Annotated in this window: 11 protein-coding genes; 5 read left to right on the forward strand and 6 right to left on the reverse strand. The window is 62.3% G+C overall.

All coding sequences use genetic code 11. The annotated features are described in order from the left end of the window. Positions 1 to 53: 53 nt before the first annotated feature. Entirely contained in the window at positions 54 to 1,037 is a 984-nt protein-coding gene (locus GNZ12_RS07015) for a helix-turn-helix domain-containing protein (RefSeq protein WP_172309658.1), read from the reverse strand. 329 nt (positions 1,038 to 1,366) lie between these two features. On the opposite strand from GNZ12_RS07015, the gene GNZ12_RS07020 reads away from it, so the two are divergent. Then, complete coding sequence (locus GNZ12_RS07020) at positions 1,367 to 2,143, forward strand: SDR family NAD(P)-dependent oxidoreductase (protein ID WP_172309659.1); 777 nt, start codon at positions 1,367 to 1,369, stop codon at positions 2,141 to 2,143. Positions 2,144 to 2,219: 76 nt separating this feature from the next. Continuing rightward, a complete protein-coding gene (locus GNZ12_RS07025) occupies positions 2,220 to 3,758 on the forward strand; it encodes an amino acid permease (RefSeq protein ID WP_172309660.1) in 1,539 nt (512 codons plus the stop codon). A gap of 100 nt (positions 3,759 to 3,858) precedes the next feature. Here GNZ12_RS07025 and GNZ12_RS07030 read toward each other — a convergent pair whose 3' ends face one another. Continuing rightward, positions 3,859 to 5,814 (reverse strand): glycoside hydrolase family protein, encoded by a 1,956-nt coding sequence (locus GNZ12_RS07030; RefSeq protein WP_172309661.1) that lies wholly within the window; start codon positions 5,812 to 5,814, stop codon positions 3,859 to 3,861. An 852-nt stretch (positions 5,815 to 6,666) separates the two neighbouring features. On the opposite strand from GNZ12_RS07030, the gene GNZ12_RS07035 reads away from it, so the two are divergent. Further along, positions 6,667 to 7,752, forward strand: coding sequence for a glycosyltransferase family 4 protein (locus tag GNZ12_RS07035; protein ID WP_172309662.1), 1,086 nt, complete (start codon positions 6,667 to 6,669; stop codon positions 7,750 to 7,752). 25 nt (positions 7,753 to 7,777) lie between these two features. Here the strand turns inward: GNZ12_RS07035 and GNZ12_RS07040 are convergent, their stop codons facing one another. The 4 genes from GNZ12_RS07040 to GNZ12_RS07055 form a co-directional block, all read right to left on the reverse strand. Beyond that, entirely contained in the window at positions 7,778 to 10,159 is a 2,382-nt protein-coding gene (locus GNZ12_RS07040; RefSeq protein WP_172309663.1) for an RICIN domain-containing protein, read from the reverse strand. 173 nt (positions 10,160 to 10,332) lie between these two features. Next, positions 10,333 to 10,785, reverse strand: a complete 453-nt coding sequence (locus GNZ12_RS07045; RefSeq protein ID WP_172309664.1) for a GDP-mannose mannosyl hydrolase — start codon at positions 10,783 to 10,785, stop codon at positions 10,333 to 10,335. A 52-nt stretch (positions 10,786 to 10,837) separates the two neighbouring features. Then, positions 10,838 to 10,987, reverse strand: a complete 150-nt coding sequence (locus tag GNZ12_RS07050; RefSeq protein ID WP_172309665.1) for a hypothetical protein — start codon at positions 10,985 to 10,987, stop codon at positions 10,838 to 10,840. Positions 10,988 to 11,164: 177 nt separating this feature from the next. Beyond that, positions 11,165 to 13,462 (reverse strand): hypothetical protein, encoded by a 2,298-nt coding sequence (locus GNZ12_RS07055; protein WP_172309666.1) that lies wholly within the window; start codon positions 13,460 to 13,462, stop codon positions 11,165 to 11,167. A gap of 799 nt (positions 13,463 to 14,261) precedes the next feature. Between GNZ12_RS07055 and GNZ12_RS07060 the strand changes: the two genes are divergently transcribed. Further along, a complete protein-coding gene (locus GNZ12_RS07060; RefSeq protein ID WP_172309706.1) occupies positions 14,262 to 15,248 on the forward strand; it encodes a helix-turn-helix domain-containing protein in 987 nt (328 codons plus the stop codon). 104 nt (positions 15,249 to 15,352) lie between these two features. Further along, positions 15,353 to 16,936, forward strand: a complete 1,584-nt coding sequence (locus tag GNZ12_RS07065; RefSeq protein WP_172309667.1) for a sugar phosphate nucleotidyltransferase — start codon at positions 15,353 to 15,355, stop codon at positions 16,934 to 16,936. The last annotated feature ends 39 nt before the right edge of the window (positions 16,937 to 16,975 follow it).

The raw sequence follows: 16,975 nt of genomic DNA on the forward strand, positions 1-16,975 counted from the left end.
CCAACGCCGTAGGCGCACAGAACCAAGCGCCGCGAAGGCAAACAAACCGATCCTTAACCCCCGCGGCCCTTACTGCGCCGCCACGTCTCCGACGGCAACTCCCCAAACTGCCCTCGATACTCGTTGGAGAAATTCCCAAAATGCCAAAACCCCCACCGCGTAGCGACCTCAGTAACAGACCCGGAACCTCGCAATTCACGCCGCACGTGATCGAGCCGAACCGCTCGTATATACGCTGAAGGATTCACCCCAAGGGTATCCTCAAACGCATATTGCAACGTTCGCCGGCTCGCGTGAAACCGCGCACATAGTTCGGCAACAGACAGCGGGCAATCCGGCGACTCTTCCACCACCTCGCGAATCCCTCGCACGAGCTGCCAATTCCGCGCGGTACGTGCCTCGACATTCCCGTGCGGGTCCGCATGCTGCATGCCCTGCAATGTCTCAGCGAGACCGAAGATCACCGACTTCTCAAACGACGCCGCCACGTCGGCATCATCGAGCAAAGTCGGCGTCGCAGCCACGGCATCGAGCAAATTCTTCAGCACTTCGCGAAAGCCCTGCAATCTCACAGGATCGACATTCACTACGCCAGGCTTCGTGCCCAGCAGCGATGTAATTTCATCGAGCTGCGAGCGCACCCGTTCATCGCCGATCGCACCAGGCTCGATCTCCAGATTCACTACGACGTGCTTATCGGGCGATAGAAACTCAAACCCGCCATCGCCGGAAAATACATGCAGGCCGTCGCGATGACTCGTCTGCCCACACAGCAGTGCATGCCCTTCGAGTTGAAACGGAACGCCCACCGCCAGCTTGGATCGCGCCACCTGGCCGCGTTGATAGACCGTGCGGTTCAGCCGTTCCACCAGCACCCGCACGCCGCCCGCAAAAAACGAACTCACCGAGCCGTCGAAGGCGCCGCGCGAAATCTGGCAATAGCTCTGGTTCCACGCGTCGAGCAACATCGCCTGCTCGTCGATGTTCCGGCAACAGCGAATCTCGACGGCGCTGCTTGTCTGATTGACCGGCTGCATAGCTTCTCCCGATTCTGGTGGCACTCCCCGAAAGCCTCGTGCCGATCAGTGTATGCGAAAAAAAAACCGCGCCGCAGTGTTGAAGCGACCCATCCCGGGCAGTCACGCGCCGCTTCCTGCTCCGTGTCCGCACATATCACGAGCACGGAGGCAACCAGATGCGGCAAGCATCCAGACCTGTCTGTAATGAATTTGTCAGTAACCCGGATTTTTACGGGATTTTTACTTTTTGCCAATTTTGGATAGTCGCCGCTTTTTGCCGCCCCTACTTTGTGCACAAGGCGACGCAATCGAACGCAACGCACTGGACACTAGAACGGGAGTCACGCATGAGCAGATCGGCAGGCAGGCTTGAGGGCAAGATCGCAATCGTGTCAGGCGGCGCAACCGGCGCGGGTGGTGCGGCGTCGCTGCTGTTCGCGCAGGAAGGCGCGCAGGTCGCCGTGGTCGATATCAATACCGATGCAGGCGAGGAAGTCGTGACACGAATTCGCGCGGCAGGCGGCACAGCCGAACTGTTTGCCGCCGATGTGTCGAAGCGCGAAGCGGTGGAAACCGCCGTGGCGAACGTCATGGCGCGCTTCGGGCGCATCGACGTGCTGTTCAACCACGCCGGCAGCATCGTCGTGAAGCCGTTCGTCGATACCACGGACGAAGACTACGACTGGCTCATGAACGTCAACGTGAAAAGCATGTTCATGATGACGCGCGCGGTGCTGCCGCACATGCTCGCCGCGGGCGGCGGTTCGATCGTGTGCACGGCGTCGATCTCGTCGGTGGCGGCCACGCCGCTCGAAGTGCTGTACTGCACGACCAAAGGCGCGTGCGCCATGTTCGCGCGGTCGATTGCCGTCGAGTATCGCGACCGTGGTATTCGCTGCAATGCCGTGTGCCCCGGATTCATCGATACGCCGCATGGGCGCCGTGAAATCAGTGCGCTCGCGAAGTATGGCTTCGATGCGAGCGAGGCGGCGCTGTCGGTGCAGCAGGGCCGTCTGTGCGCGCCGGAAGAAGTCGCGCGCGCCGCGCTCTTTCTCGCCAGCGACGACGCCAGTTTCGTCAACGGCGCACACCTGTACGTGGATAACTGCTTCACGGCTGCGTGAGCCGGTCCTTCGTCGCGCGGTCACGCCTCTGCATCGCTTAGCCGCTTCGTCATAACCCTGTTCAAAGGATCGCGTCATGGACATCAACACGGCCGTGCCGTCGGCGGAGTCCGCCGACAACGACGTCAAACTGTTGCACAAGATGGGCTACGCGCAGGAACTGTCCCGGCGCATGGGGGCGTTCTCGAACTTCGCGGTGTCGTTCTCGCTGATCTGCATTCTGTCGGGCGGCATCACGTCGTTCCAGATGGGCTTGTCAGCGGCGGGCGGGGCGTCGATCGGACTCGGCTGGCCGCTCGGCTCGCTGTTCGCGTTGGTCGTGGCGGCGGCGATGGCGCAGATCGCTTCGTCGTATCCGACGGCCGGCGGTCTCTATCACTGGAGCTCGATTCTCGGCGGCAAAATGTGGGGCTGGCTCACCGCGTGGCTGAATCTGCTCGGCCTCGTGTTCGTGGTCGCCGCGATCAATTACGGGACCTATGATCCGTTCTTTCGCACGCTGATCGCACCGATGTTCGGTGTGAGTCCCGATTCGCTCGGCTGGTGGCAGCAAACGCTCTTTCTGACGGTGATCACCGCTTCGCAAGCATTCCTGAATCATCGCGGCATTCGCATCACCAGTAAGATCACGGACCTGTCGGGCTATCTGATCTTTGTGGTGACGGTCATGCTGGTGGTTTCCCTGCTGGTGTATTCGCCGGTCAAGATCGATCTGTCGCGGCTTTATACCTTCACCAACTTCACGGGTGTCGACGGCGGCGCGTGGCCCAAGCAGACCATCGCCATGGCGTTTCTGTCCGGCCTGCTGCTGACCGCTTATACGATCACGGGCTTCGACGCTTCCGCGCATACCTCGGAGGAAACGCATCAGGCGGCGCGCAATGTGCCGCGCGGCATCGTCGGCTCCGTGTTCTGGTCGACGACCTTCGGCTACGTGATGGTGTGCGCGTTCGTGCTGGTGATGCCGGATATCACCGCGGGGGTGAAGCAGGGCACCGGGTTCTTCGAAGCGATTCTCGCGCCGATTCCGGGACCGCTGCGCATCCTGATCGAATTGCTGATGTTCTTCATTAACTACGTATGCGGTCTGGCAGCCGTCACGTCGACCTCGCGCATGATGTTCGCGTTTGCCCGCGATGGCGGTTTGCCTGGCTCGAAGTGGCTGCGCAAAGTGAATGCGGCTCACCGCACACCGGGCGCGGCGATCTGGACCTCGGCGGTGCTGGCGATCGTGGTGACGTTGTACGGCGATGCATTCACCGTGCTGAGCGCGGGTAGCGCAGTGTTTCTGTTCATCTCCTACGCGATGCCGGTTGCAGCCGGTATCTTCGCCGAGGGGCGTACGTGGAAGGAAAAAGGGCCGTTCCAGTTGGGCATGCTGTCGAAGCCGTTCGCGGTGGCGGCGGTGTTCGGCGCACTCGTGCTCGCCTATGTCGGCATGCAGCCGCCTAATCAGAAAGTGGTGTACGTACTTGTCGGTTTGCTCGCGGTGCTGCTGGCGATCTGGTACGGCGCAGGCGTGCGCAAGAGCTTCGCGGGGCCGCCGATCGGCAAGGTGTCGAAGGAGCGGGAGCTTGAATTGAGCGGGATGGAGGGGCAACTGGGGGAGAGCTAAGCAAGTTGGCTCGTGCGCTTCATGCCCCGAAAAAAAACGTCAGCCGGCCCTGGGGCCGGCTGACGTATTCACATCTACCGCACGAGGTGGCGTTCGCGGGTTAGATACCGGTGTATCCCACCGGGACCGTCGAGTTGGCCTTGGCGACCGACGCGTTGTTCGACACCACATACACCGGCGATTCTGTCAGGTTGAGCGTGAGCGTACCGTTGGTGTAGTTCACGCTCGACGCATTGCCCATCATGTCGATCACTTTCACCGTGCCGCTCGTGCCCGGCGCATCCACGGTGAGGCTATACGGCACGCTGTAGGTCGAGCTGAAGCCGACGCTCGCGTCCCATACGCTATTGCTGTGCGTCCACAAAGCGGTGATCACCGCGCCGTTGCCGACCTGCTGGAACGCGTAGGCGTAGACGCCGGTCGGCGTGCCGTTTACCGCTCCGAGCGTGTGGGTGCCGTCGAGCGTGTGCGTCATGGCGGCGATCGCCATTGCGACCGGCTTCGGACTGATGTTCGTCGCGCCGAATGCGCCTTGCGCGTCGTTCAGATCGAAGAACGTGCCATAGCCGACTTCGCCCGGATAGTCCGCGCCATAGAACACGTAGGTCTGATCCGCCCCTTCACCCAGCGTGATGATGTGCATGCGCGCCGCGACTGCGGCTTGCGCGTACAACACGTTCGAGCTCGGATAGTTCGGACCGTACGAGGTCCCGAGGTCGTAGCTGATGCCGGCTTCCGTCGAGAACAGCTTCATGCCCGGACGGTAATCAGTGGCCATTTCCGCGCGCAGACCGCGCATCTGGCCGCGCAGCGAACCTGAAGCCGTGGACGGATCGGCATCGTAACGCTCAGGCGGATGCGAAGGGGACGTGCCCGCGTCGTAGTAACCGTGCGTGGAGACGGCGTCGATGTATTTGCCGAAGCCGAGCGACGCGATGCGCTGCAGGCGCGTCGTGGTCAGGCTCGGGAACGCATCGGTCGGGCCCATCACCACCGCGTTCGGATCGGTCGCATGGATGCCTTGATAGACGGACTGATAGAGCGCGACGAAGTTGGCGTCCGTGTCGGTCCAGAACTGGTTGGGTTCCCACGTCACCTGATAATAGTTGGCCGACTGCTGCGGGAAATAGGTGGTGCGAATCGTGTTCGATTCCGTACCGACGCGGCTCATGTAGCTCTGGTAATACGAAAGACTGGTTGGCACGCTCGTGTCGTCCTGGAATGCGCCGGTGCTGCTCGCCCACGCGGGAATCCCGTCGAGGCGGATCAGGCGCATCACGTTGCCGGTCGTGTAGAACGGATCGAGATTGTTGGCCGCCGGATTAAACGTGTTCGGTCCGCTCGGTTCCATCGTCGAGAGCTGGCGGTCGTCGATGGTCGACGAGATACCGAGGTCGGCGAGCAGCGGGCCGTTGTCGTTCGCGCCTTGCATGCCGAAGCGGTGCTGCTCCTGATGCGCATAGGTGACGGCAGGCACGACCTGGGCGAGGTTCGGCAGCACGCCGAAGGTCGCGATGCCGACCGGACGCGTGCCGGCCTGCGGCAACTGGCCACCGTTCTGCGCGAGCGTGCCCGTCGCGGCGAAATAGCCGGCGAGCGTCGAGGTGCAGCTGAGCGTGATGGTGTTCGATCCACTCGGTACAGCGGTGCTGCCGCTCGCCGCGACTCTGCCGAGGGTGTCTGTAACGGTCCAGTTCAGGGTGTCCGCGGACGAAACGTTGGTGGTGAAAGCGAGCGGGAAGGTGCTGCCGGAAGCGAAGATCCGTGTGCCGTTCGCGCTGGGCGTGTCGGCGGAAAGGGGGGCGCTGCCGGAGCCTGCCGAGATGGCCGGCGATGTACAAGTGAGTGCCGCGACGGTGCTGCCCGCGCCGTTCACCGTAGCGGTGCCGCCGGTGCTGCTGTTCCCTGCCGCAGCCAGGTTGGACGAGCCGGACGGGCTGGCGGTTCCGTTGAGCTGGGTGGTTGCGTTGCTGCTGGCGCCGTTACCGCCGCCGCCACCGCCGCAGCCCGCGAGTGCCAGGGAAAGTGTTGAGAGTAGGAGTAGTTGCGATTTCATCAATCTCTAACCAATGCGTGAGCTGAACATTCGTTCGCCTCTTCGCGCGAAGCGCGTCGGGAGACGGAGCGAACATCGGGGTTCAATGGCAAGCCGGCCGATGACCGAGGCTCCGACACTTGCCGTCCTGGGCGCGCAACGGTTCGGTTGCGCGACGGTGATGCCTTCCCGGGTTGTGGGCCCCAAACGCATTTCTCTGCAGAGAAATTCATATCGTACAAATCCGTGCCGCTCGTCATGGCGGGTTTGGCGGAATTGGACGACCGGGGAAGGTACGACGAAAACAATCAGCGTCTTGAAGAACCGTGCAATTCACATCGCAGTTCTTGAGTTCACGGCGCCGTTCGACGAACTTTTTACTGTCTTGTAAGCAAGACGGGCCCTGATGGGAAGAATCGACCGCAACAATACGCATGACTATGCTTAAAAGAAGTAACGAGTCGTTACGTATGATCAATAGTGCAGTACTAATTGCATTGATCGCACCAAATAATACGTATGGCGATACCAGTCTTTATCCGCCACATGAAATTGGGGTCGAAAAGATTTGTAATGGATGCCTAACTATGCGAATGGATGTAATCAGCTGAGAAATGGGCGATAGCGCTCATTCCATAGCTGATTGAATCTTGGAGTTGGCGGGAAAATGCTGGACCTTCGGTGTAAGGTTTCCTCGCGATAGTAGCTTCGCGGCGGAACTGTCGCTGTTTTACGAAAGACGAGGCCGCGCCCCGAGAAAAGGGGCGCGCGAGATAAACGATGATGGGGTGTCGATGTTTGTTGGGACCGGTACTTGCTAGTCGGCATGTCCATCCGCCGCGCACAAAGGGCGGTTATCCAGAGAGATAAATCGTGAGAATTCTTCAGTTGGTTTACGCACCGCGGCTATCTGGGGCAGAGGTACTGGTAAAAGGGCTCGCGATTTATCATCAACGCGCCGGCCATGAGGTCTGTATTACATCGCTGCTTCCAGAGCAGGATGATTTCGCCGACATTCACGCGGAGCTTCAGGCCGCCGGCGTCACCTGCCTGTTCCCGAGCATGCATCACGGCAAGCTGGGCAAACTGCTGCACCTGTATCGCGTGGTGCGTCAGTTCCGTCCCGACTTCATCGTGGCTCATGCCACGCTCGCCGCACTCTATGTGCGTCTTCTGCCCGTGCACACGCCGATCGCCTGGGTGATGCACTCTGGCGTCAACGACTTCGAGAACGGCGCGCTCAAACGGGCTGAGCGCCTGCTGTCACGGCGGGCGAGAGCGATCATCGGCGTATCGCAGCAAAATATCGACGACTACCTGCGGGAGATCGGCGAACATCCGGCCATGGTCGTGATCCCGAATGGCGTGGACGCGTCGTTGTTCGCGGCGGACAACGGCACATCGGCACCGGACGCCGCCGTGCCTGCCAAGCAGATTGTTCAGTTAGGCCGCTATATAGAAGGTAAGCGCCAGTTGGACACGATCCGCGCGTTCGAGCGTGTCGTGCAGAGCGAACCCGAGGCGAGCTTGCTGCTGTGCGGCGTCGTCGAGGAGATCCCCTATCACGAGGCGGTGCTGTCGCTCGTTCATCAACTCGGGTTGGACAGCCGCGTGACGGTGTGCGGGCCGCGCTCGGATGTCGCCGCGATCCTTCGCGCCTCGCGTGTCTTTGCCATGCCTTCGCGCTTTGAAGCGCAGAGCATCGGCTTTCTGGAGGCGCTCGCCTCGGGTATTCCTGTCGTCGCGAACCGGATTCCGTCGTTCGGCTTTGCCAGTGGATTTGCCGGCGTCAATCTTGTCGATACGACCGATCCGGAGGTCTATGGCCGGGCTTTGCTCAGGGCGCTCGACATGCCGCGTGCGAACCGGCAACTGGCGGGCTATACGCTGCATGACACGGCAGATCGCTACATGACGATCGCGCGGCAGTTCGTCCGGCCGCTGCGGGTTTCGGCCTGAACTGCGTCGGATCGACCGGCTCGCGCTACTGCGCTAACCGATCGATCCGCACCGTCTCCGAGAACAGCCCTGGCAGTTCACCGAGATCCTGGGCTGGGCCCAGGGCGAAGCCGTTTCCTATCGGATAGCGCGTCAGCGCCGGTGCGCCGCCGGTGAAATAGAAATCGCTGAGCGTCGCGTCGGTTCTTCGATAAAGCACGAGCGCCGCATTACCCTTGTCAAGCACGAAGGCCGGGAAGACATCCGACCACGACATGCCCTGCAATGTCGCTGCCCGGACAGGCACACTGGCTGCATCCGCCGTGTCGAGGGTGGCTACGTCGATGAGCGCGTCGTCGTTCGTGCCGTCGAGATGCGGCGTTAGCAGAATCAGCGTATTGCTCGCCGTGCCATGCACGGCGCCGACCGTCACTTTGACGAAGTCCGGTAGAAAATTCGCCGGCAGTACCTTGCGCTCACCGATTGTCATGCGCGTGCCGTCGTTGGCGATGGGTGTGAGCGCAAGCCGTCCGTCCGCACCGTCCAGCGCAACCAGTGACGCACGGGCTGCAGCCGCCTGCACCGGCAGAAGATTGACGTTCTGGCGCAGGTTTCTTGCCTGGGTCATCAACGTCGGCGCCGAGCCGGCGGAGCCCGTGGACGACACCAGCCAGAGGTCGAGCCCGCTATCGGTTCGCTTCTGCGCGATCAGCACGCCGGTTCGCCCCGTTCCACTGAAATCCGCCGCCACATACTGCTGGGTCAGGTCGGGCCTGAACGCACTGCTGGTCTGGAGCCAGAGACGGGGGGCTTCGAAGTGCTCGCCGGTACTGTGAAGCAACCAGAACGCGGTGCCGCCCTGGCGCGCGGTGATAACCATCAAGTCAGCCTTGCCGTCACCTTCGAAGTCACCGAGCAGGAAGCGGGCGCTGTCGAAGCACAGCGTGTCAGTCGTGCAACTCGGCGCCGTGGCGCGCGGATCGAATGGGACGGTGCTGGCGTACCACAGGGCGGGGCGTGACGCTTTCGCGAGCGACGCCGCATACACGTTGAATCCGGGTCCATCGTGTTGGCGCTGCACGTAGACCGCGGATGTCTCGCCTGTGCCAGCGATGTCGCCAACCATCGCGGTGGCGAGTCGCAGGTCGGTGGCCTGGGTATGTTGCGTGGTTGCCCAACGGTAGCGCGTGGTGAGCGAGGTGCAGCCGCGCATGGTGAGCCGGCCGTCGTTTTCACCGAGGCAATGCCGCAGTGGCGTATAGACGAGGCCGAAGTCCCACGGCGTCCAGCGCTGCGCCATGTCCCATTGATCGCAGGTCTCGGAGGTCAGATAGCCGTCGCGTTCGGCGATGCATTGCGAAGTCGCGACGCTGACGAGCGCTGCGTTCTGCGTATTGCCGGGATAGACGGTCAGTGGATCCCATCGCCATAGTTGCGTCGATGAACCCGTGCACGCGGCGAGTGTCGGCGCCTGGCCGCTGCCCGCGGAGGTCAGACAGCGGTTCGCTGCCGCATTGAAGAGTTGAATGGGACGCGCCTGAAAATCCGTGACGCGGTGATCGCTGCGATCGGCAAAGGCATAGCGGCGCGCGACCCAATTGCCGTTCCACTGGAACTCGCCGAATACCTCCGCAGACTCGTTGCCGTCGACAGAAAAATAGCTGGCAACGATATCGCGCTTGCGCTGCACTTCAGCCGCCGGAACGTTGCCGGGCCAGTCGCCGGTCGGATAGGTGACGTGGTACACGATCGGCACGCTTTTGTTCAGCGTCTGGGCAACGTGGCGTGTGATGCGCGCGGAGTAGATGTGATCGGGGTGCTCGAGAAACGGTACGGTGTCCGGATTGAGCGTGTAGATTTGTGACGCCTCGGCGAGTATCACTTTCAGCGTGGCCGACAACGAGGCCCGATCGTATTGCACACGCACGGAACCGTCGGCGTTCATCGGATAGGTGGAGAGCGTGGCGTGCTGTTCCCACAAAAGACCGAGCGGTACGCGGCCGCCGCGCACGGCGCCGCCGGGCAGCCGGAATTCGAGCAGACGGACCTGCGGCTTCGCCTTCAGCACCATCTGATGCAAGAGCTTGCCGGCGATCGGAATATTCGTTTCGATCCATTCGTCAGGCACCCCCGCCATGCGCGCATAAGCGAGCCGCGAAGCCTGTTCGCGAGTCTGCACATAAGCGAAATTCGCACCGTTGGCGCCGCCGATCAGATGCACGGTCGTGATGCACCAGCCGGCGTCGAGCCGTTCGCTGATAGCGGGGTCCACGAAAAGCAGATCGTCATCGAGGTGGGCGACGACCGTGACCAGGGTGCCGGCGCCGCAATTGGCCGCGCGTGCCGAGCCGGGGAGGAAAGCGAAGAAAAGTAGCGCTAGAAAAGCAATGGATGAATCGCGAACGAGTCTGGCTGCCGATGATCGCATGTTGATTCGAGCCCTGGAGGTGAGCTCGATCATACTGTATCGACGTGGGCCGCCACGTTGGCGAACTCACAGTGGGCATCACTTTGCGCGCCGGCAATGGGGCACGCCGACGCCCGGGGGCGCGAGCGCTGACGGTGACCTTGGCGGCGGTAGCCGTGGCGCTGGCGCTAGCGTTAGCGGAAGTAGGCCTTGGTGTTCTCGTGAACATCGGCGCGCGCGAGCAGCGCCGCAGGTGCGAGCCAGAGATATTCGCTGTGCTGATCGAGCCGGCCGACGGAGACGGTGCTGGTGAACTGCAGCGCATAGGCGAGCACGATGTAGTGCGTCGACACGTCAGGCTCGGCGGCGAAGTTGTCCAGGTAGTGGTGCTCGAAAACGCCTTCGAAGCGGGCCGCCGAGCGCGCCAGTTTCGCGATGCCCAATTCGGCGTCGGCAATGCGTGCGAACGCTGCGTCGAGCGTTTCGTCTTTAAGAATGCGCCCGCCAGGCACAAACCATGTGCCGCGTGCAGGGCGATTGCGACGATGGCCGATCAGCACGCGGCCCTGGGCGTCGCTGACGATCAGATCGATCGCGACCAGCGGCGTCAGACGCACGACGTCCAGGAAATCGATCTCGGTCAGCATGTCATCTCCCGTGGGGCGTGCACCGGTTGAGCGCACGGCGATCCTGAAGGCACTAATAGTCGTGAGGGTGCTCATCGTCCCGGGTGAGGCGATTTGAGACATTCGCCAGCAGCAGGGCGACCAGCACCGCGCCGACCGTCGCGAAGAGAAACGCCCCGGCCATCGCGGCTAGCACCATCATGGTCCATGCGAGGCCGTTCATCTCTCGGCTCCAGCGCGTTGATGTGCATGCGAACCAGCACCCGCCTGGATTCTACGTGCGCGAACAACGGGCTGCCCTGTCACATCACGCCGAAGTATCGGCAGATCGCGACAGCGAGCGCGCTGTCGAAGTGCCTACGGCCGCCACGACGCGCGCGACGCACCACGCGCGGCCCGTCTAGCGAGGAACGTAACCTTCCGGGGTCATGACCGCGTCCTTGAACACGCCGGCGTTGTCGGAGACCACATAGATGGGCGTCGGCGACAGCTTGAGGCTCGCGACACCGTCGCGATACGTCAGGGTCGACGCGTTGCCCATCATGTCGAACACCGTCACTTCGCCCGACGTGCCGGGCGCGTCGACCCTCAGACGATAGTCCGCGCTCTGGCTCGCGCTGAAGCCGGTTTTGGCGTTCCATGCGTCGTTGTCATGCGTCCACAGCGCGGTCACGATCTTGCCGCCGCCGAGCCGGCGGAATGCGTACGCGTAAACGCCTTTTGGCAAATTCCTGAGCGGCCCGAGCGTATCCGTTCCGTCGATGATCCGCGTCATCGCCGCCACGGCGAGCGCGGCAGGTTTGGGGCTGATGTGAGTGGGGCCGTAGGCGCCATCCGGATGATCGAGTTCGAAAAAAATTCCGTAGCCTGGCGCGGTGTCCGGCATGTCCGCGAGGTAGAACACATAGGTCATGTCCGCGCCTTCGCCCAGCAGGATGAGATGCGTGCGCGCCACGACCGCGGCTTGCGCATACAGCACGTTCGCGCCCGGGTAGTTCTTGCCATATGCCTGACCAATGTCGTAGCTGATACCGGTTTCGGTGACGAACAGGGGCGCACCGGGCTTCAGGTACTGATGCAGCTCATGGCGCAGCGCACGCATCGCGGCGGGCAGCGCGCCTGGCACGGTGCCGAGATTCCCCGGGTCGGCGACGCGCTCGGGGGGATGCGACGGCGTCGTTCCGATGTCGTAATAGCCGTGAATGGTCATGCCGTCCATATAGCGGCCGATTCCGAGCGGACCGAGACGGCGCATCTTCTCGACATTGACCTGCACGGAGGCGTACGTTGTACCCATTACCACGGCGTGCGGGTCCGTCTGATGAATGCCCTCCCAGACCGCCTTGTACATCGCGACGAAATTTGCGTCTGTATCGCGCCATGGCAGGCCTCCATCGGCGTCCGGTTCCCACGTCACCTGATAGTAGTTGTCGCGCTGTTTGGGGAAGTAGGTCATCCGCGTGCGGTTGGACTCGGCGCCGACTTTGGCCATGTAGTCCCGCATTTGCGCGAGCGAGGTCGGCGCGTAGCTGTGCGTCTCTTTGCCGGTCGGGCTGGCCCACTGAGGAATCCCGTCGAGCTGGATCAGGCGCATGATGTCGCCGCGCCGGAAGTAGGGGACCAACTGTTTGCTGGCGGGATCGAAAGTGCCCGCGTTTTTCGGCTCCTCCATATACCAGTTGCGGTTGTCGTTCGCCCACGAAAGGCCGAGCGCCGTATAGACCGGCCGATAGCCGTCACCGTCGCAGCAATGCTGCCCGGGCGCAAGGTAGGCGGTGCCCTGTCCGCCGAATCGATGCAGATCCTCATAGGGGAAGCGTACGGCGGGTAACGCAGCGGAGGTGTCAGGCAATACGCCGAAGGTGGCGATGCCCGCAGGGCGTGTGCCGCGCGATTCGAGCTGGCCGTGTGCGCGTTCCAGTGAAGCGGAGACGGCGAAGTAGCCGGCAACGGTCGACGCGCAACTGAGGGTCGATAGCGTGGCGCCCGCCGCAACGGGGAAGCGGCCGCTGGCGCGCACGGCATTCCAGCTGTCGCGGATCTGCCAGTCGAGCGTGTCGTTTTGCGAGGGACGGGTTGTGAAGACGAGCGCGAACGGTTTGTCCGCGGCGAACAGGCGCGTGCCGTCGCTCGGCGTATCCGCTTCCAGCAGATCGCCGTCGGCGGCCGCGCGCACCTGCGAGGTGGGTGCGGCGCAGCGCAGGCCCTGTCCGGGCGGTGCCTTCAATGCAGTGGGCGCGGTGGCTGTCGATTCCGGCGCGGCGGCTGGCGCGGTGCCCGGGTTCGCCGCAGCCGCTCTCGCTGCCGTGCCCGCGTCTGCCGCGCTAACCGCAAACGCGCAACGCTTCTCCACACCGGGCGCTGGATCGCCGAACACACCATTATTGCAATCGGCGCTGTTCGAAAACGTCTTCACTACATGCTGCGCGACTGTGCCGTACAGCACGTCACGCGTGCCGCTGAACCGGCAGGTGCCGTACTCCGCCGCGCAGGGTGTCCACTTCCTGCCGTCGACCGTTAGATCGGCGGGGCTCGTGCTGTCCGGACCGGCTGCAGCCGCAGCCGTGCTGCAGGGGCCGGCGGTGAGGCCCAGCAGGACAAACGCCGCTGCCAAGGCAGCGGCGCGCAGCGCTAACCCGTGAGTGGCGAAGGCGCCGGCGAGTGGTCGCAGCGCGCGATGTTCACGTACATTCGACATGTGTTCCCCGTGTCGTTCGACGTATAAGTTCCGGCGACAAGGCGTCGCTGAATGGCTAGTTGACCAGGTCAGACCCGCCTCAGGCTACCTCGGATCGAAATGTGTTGCGGAAACCGCATAGGCCATTTCCGCAATTGAGTGGCGGAATCATACCGGCTCTCATCCGACAGAATCCGCCATTGGCCCGTCTATTGCCGGGCGGGCTAAAGTTGTCTTATTGCCGTGTTTCACGTTTGAAACATTAATCGTCCTGTTTATATTCTCCAGATCCAATAACAACGAATTAAATAATTTTGTCGCTCCAAAAGTGCTTATATTAGAACCTGTTTTACATGTCTCTGCGGACCGAATATATCGTCAGAAGAAAGCCCTTTGGGCATCTGGTAAAAGCAGCGGCTGGTAGGAGCAGGGCGGCTGCGCTCATTCTGACGACGTGATGGGAAGAAGTTACTTCAAATCTGCGGAATGACGGGCGGATCAAATTGCAACTCAAGCATTTCGAGCGGCGATTGTATGTGTGCCAGCGCACGAAAAAGCGCATTAATTGGCATTAAGATTCGCGGAACGTAAAGTCATTCATATGCAGAATCGGCAATTAATTCACTGAAAAAACAGTAGTGGCGGGATTGTTCTGAAAATGACTGGTTGGCCACCATATCAAAGCGCCAACATGTCTGCAGTTTCGGTCATGGCGGCTAAATGCTTGATGGCAGATGGCTATGATGCACTGCACAGAGCATTCCTCTGTGTTGGCGTTCAAGGTTGAAAAATCGATCCGTTTTATGGTGAGAGGATGACTATGACCTGCGCGAGTCTCGAGTCTGCAATGCTGCGCTGGGTGCATGCACCGAACAAGGGTATGCGTCGCATCGCGATACTGATGTTCAACGACTGCTCGCTGCAGGGCGCGGGCGTGGTTGCCGAGGTGTTTCAGGCCGCGAACGAGCTGGCATCGTCCGGCTCGGGCGGCTGGTTGTATGACGTTTCCTTCCTGTCGGCCGACGGCGGCATGGTGACCTCGTCGTCCGCACTGCGGGTCTGGACCGACGGACTTGACGCGCGGCATTACGGCGGCTTCGACGCGTTGTATGTCGCCGGTGGCAAAGGCGCATTCGCCGCAGCTGGCGACGAGCGGCTGATCGCCTGGTTACGGCGCGTTCGCCGCAATACCGGCATGATCCGGCCGATCGCGGAAGGGCGCGCGCTACTCGAGGCGGCCTATGTGCCGGACTGCAAGGAAAGCGGCGATTTCCACCAGCAGCAGCCGGTGCTGTCGCGCCAGGCCGAGCAGAACGGTGATGCGGGCGACCGGCTTGAATCGATGAGAAGCGCGCTTGCCATGATCAAGCGCGATCTCGGTGGCGCAGCCGCCCGCACGGTGGCGGAGCGCCTGCTGGCCGACTCGTGCTCAAACCTCGCACCGCTGCTTGGCGAAGACGGTGGGTTGAGCCCCGGCGACAAGGTGCGCGCGGCGGCTCGCTGGCTGCAAGAGAATTGTCAGCAGGCCATTTCGATTGCCGATGCGGCTCAGTTTGCCGCGATGAGCGAGCGCAACTTCCTGCGCCGCTTCAAGATGGAAATGGGCATCACACCCTCGAGTTTCCTTTTGCATGAGCGCCTTGCGGTGACCTGCAGCCTGCTGACCGAGTCGGAATTACCGGTGGACAAGATTGCCCGGCGCACCGGCATGGGTAACGGTGACCGCCTCGCGAAAGTCTTCCGCAAGCGGATGAGAATTTCCCCCACTGAGTTCCGGATTCAAAGCCGCCGCATGGTCGGCGGGTAGCGCACGCGGCGCGAGCCGCGCTGACCGCGCCCATCAAGTAGTCGTTTCACGCAGTACTTCGGTAAATATTTCGTTGATCTCACAGAATTATAAGGAATGCGAATATGTTGACTCAGGGAGCTGTGAGCGCTACGTCGGTGAACCCGGACGGCGCCAATGCCGGGACCGCTGGCGCGCATTGCGCGCGCATCGTCCCGGTCATTCTTGCCGGTGGTTCGGGTACGCGGCTGTGGCCGCTGTCGCGTGAAAACTATCCGAAGCAACTGATCGACGTCGTCGGTTCTGACTCGTTGCTGCAGGCGACCGCGCGGCGTATGGACGGATTTCCCGCCGGCTGGAACGTGGACGCGTCGCCGATCATCGTGTGCGGTGAAGAACACCGGTTTGTGATTACCGAACAACTTCTTGAAAACGGCATGGCCGCGCGTCTGATCGTCGAGCCTGCACGGCGTGATACGGCGCCGGCGTTGACGCTGGCGGCGTCGCTCGCGTGCGCTAATGGCGACGACGCGATTCTCATCGTCATGCCGGCCGACCACTCGATTGCGGATGTGCCCGCGCTGCAAGGCGCGCTGGAATGCGCCGCCAGGTACGCGGAACGGGGCGCGATCGCCACGTTGGGCGTGCCGCCCACGCGCCCCGATACGGGCTTCGGCTATATCCGCGTCGGCGCGACATTGCCTGATGGTGGCCATGCGATCGACGGCTTCGTCGAAAAGCCGGCGGAGGAAATCGCCGCGCAGTACGTCGCCGCGGGCACGTACTGGTGGAACGCCGGGCTCTTTGTCGTGCGGGCGCGCGTGTGGCTCGATACATTAAAACGGCTGCAGCCCGAGATGCACGCGGCCTGCGAACGCGCATTCGTGGACGGCCGCACCGAAGGTGCGTATTTCCGTCCGCTGGTGGACGCTTTCCTGAGTTCGCCCGCTGACTCGATCGACTATGCGGTGATGGAGCGTCTGACGGACTTGAGCGCCGCGGATGCCGTGGACGAGGCGGCTGCGACCCACGACGCGGACCCGCAAGCAGGGGCCGGCGCGAATCCGTCGGGCGTGGTCGTGCGACTCGATGCCGGCTGGTCGGATCTCGGCTCCTGGGACGCCGTCTGGGCTGCGATGGAGAAGGACGCCAACGGCAACGCCGGGCGCGGCCGCGTGGCGTTCGAAGGCGCGGTGTCGAGCTATGCGCATTCCGAAGGCCGGCTCGTTGCCTGTGTCGGCACGACCAATGTGGTGGTCGTCGAAACCGCAGACGCTGTGCTGGTGGTCGACCGTTCGCACGTGCAGGACGTCAAGGGCCTGGTATCACGCATCAAGGCGCAGCACGCACCCGAGGCCGATGCGCATCGCAAGGTGCGCCGCCCGTGGGGTTTCTACGATTCCATCGACCACGGCGAACGCTTCCAGGTGAAGCGCATCGTCGTCACGCCAGGCGCGAAGCTGTCGCTGCAATTGCATCACCACCGCGCCGAACACTGGGTCGTCGTGCGCGGCACGGCGCTCGTTACGCGCGGCGAAGAGCAGTTCCTGCTGAGTGAAAACGAATCGACCTACATCCCGCTTGGCACGCGACACCGGCTCGAGAATCCCGGCAAAGTGCCGCTCGAAATCATTGAAATCCAGTCTGGCACCTATCTCGGTGAAGACGACATTGTGAGGTTCAACGACAACTACGGCCGCTGCCCCTAACAGCGCGTCCGGAATCATTTGCGGAAAAGAACGACCGGT

Source organism: Paraburkholderia solitsugae (assembly GCF_013177695.1).
In the GTDB taxonomy this organism is placed as follows: Bacteria; Pseudomonadota; Gammaproteobacteria; order Burkholderiales; family Burkholderiaceae; genus Paraburkholderia; species Paraburkholderia solitsugae.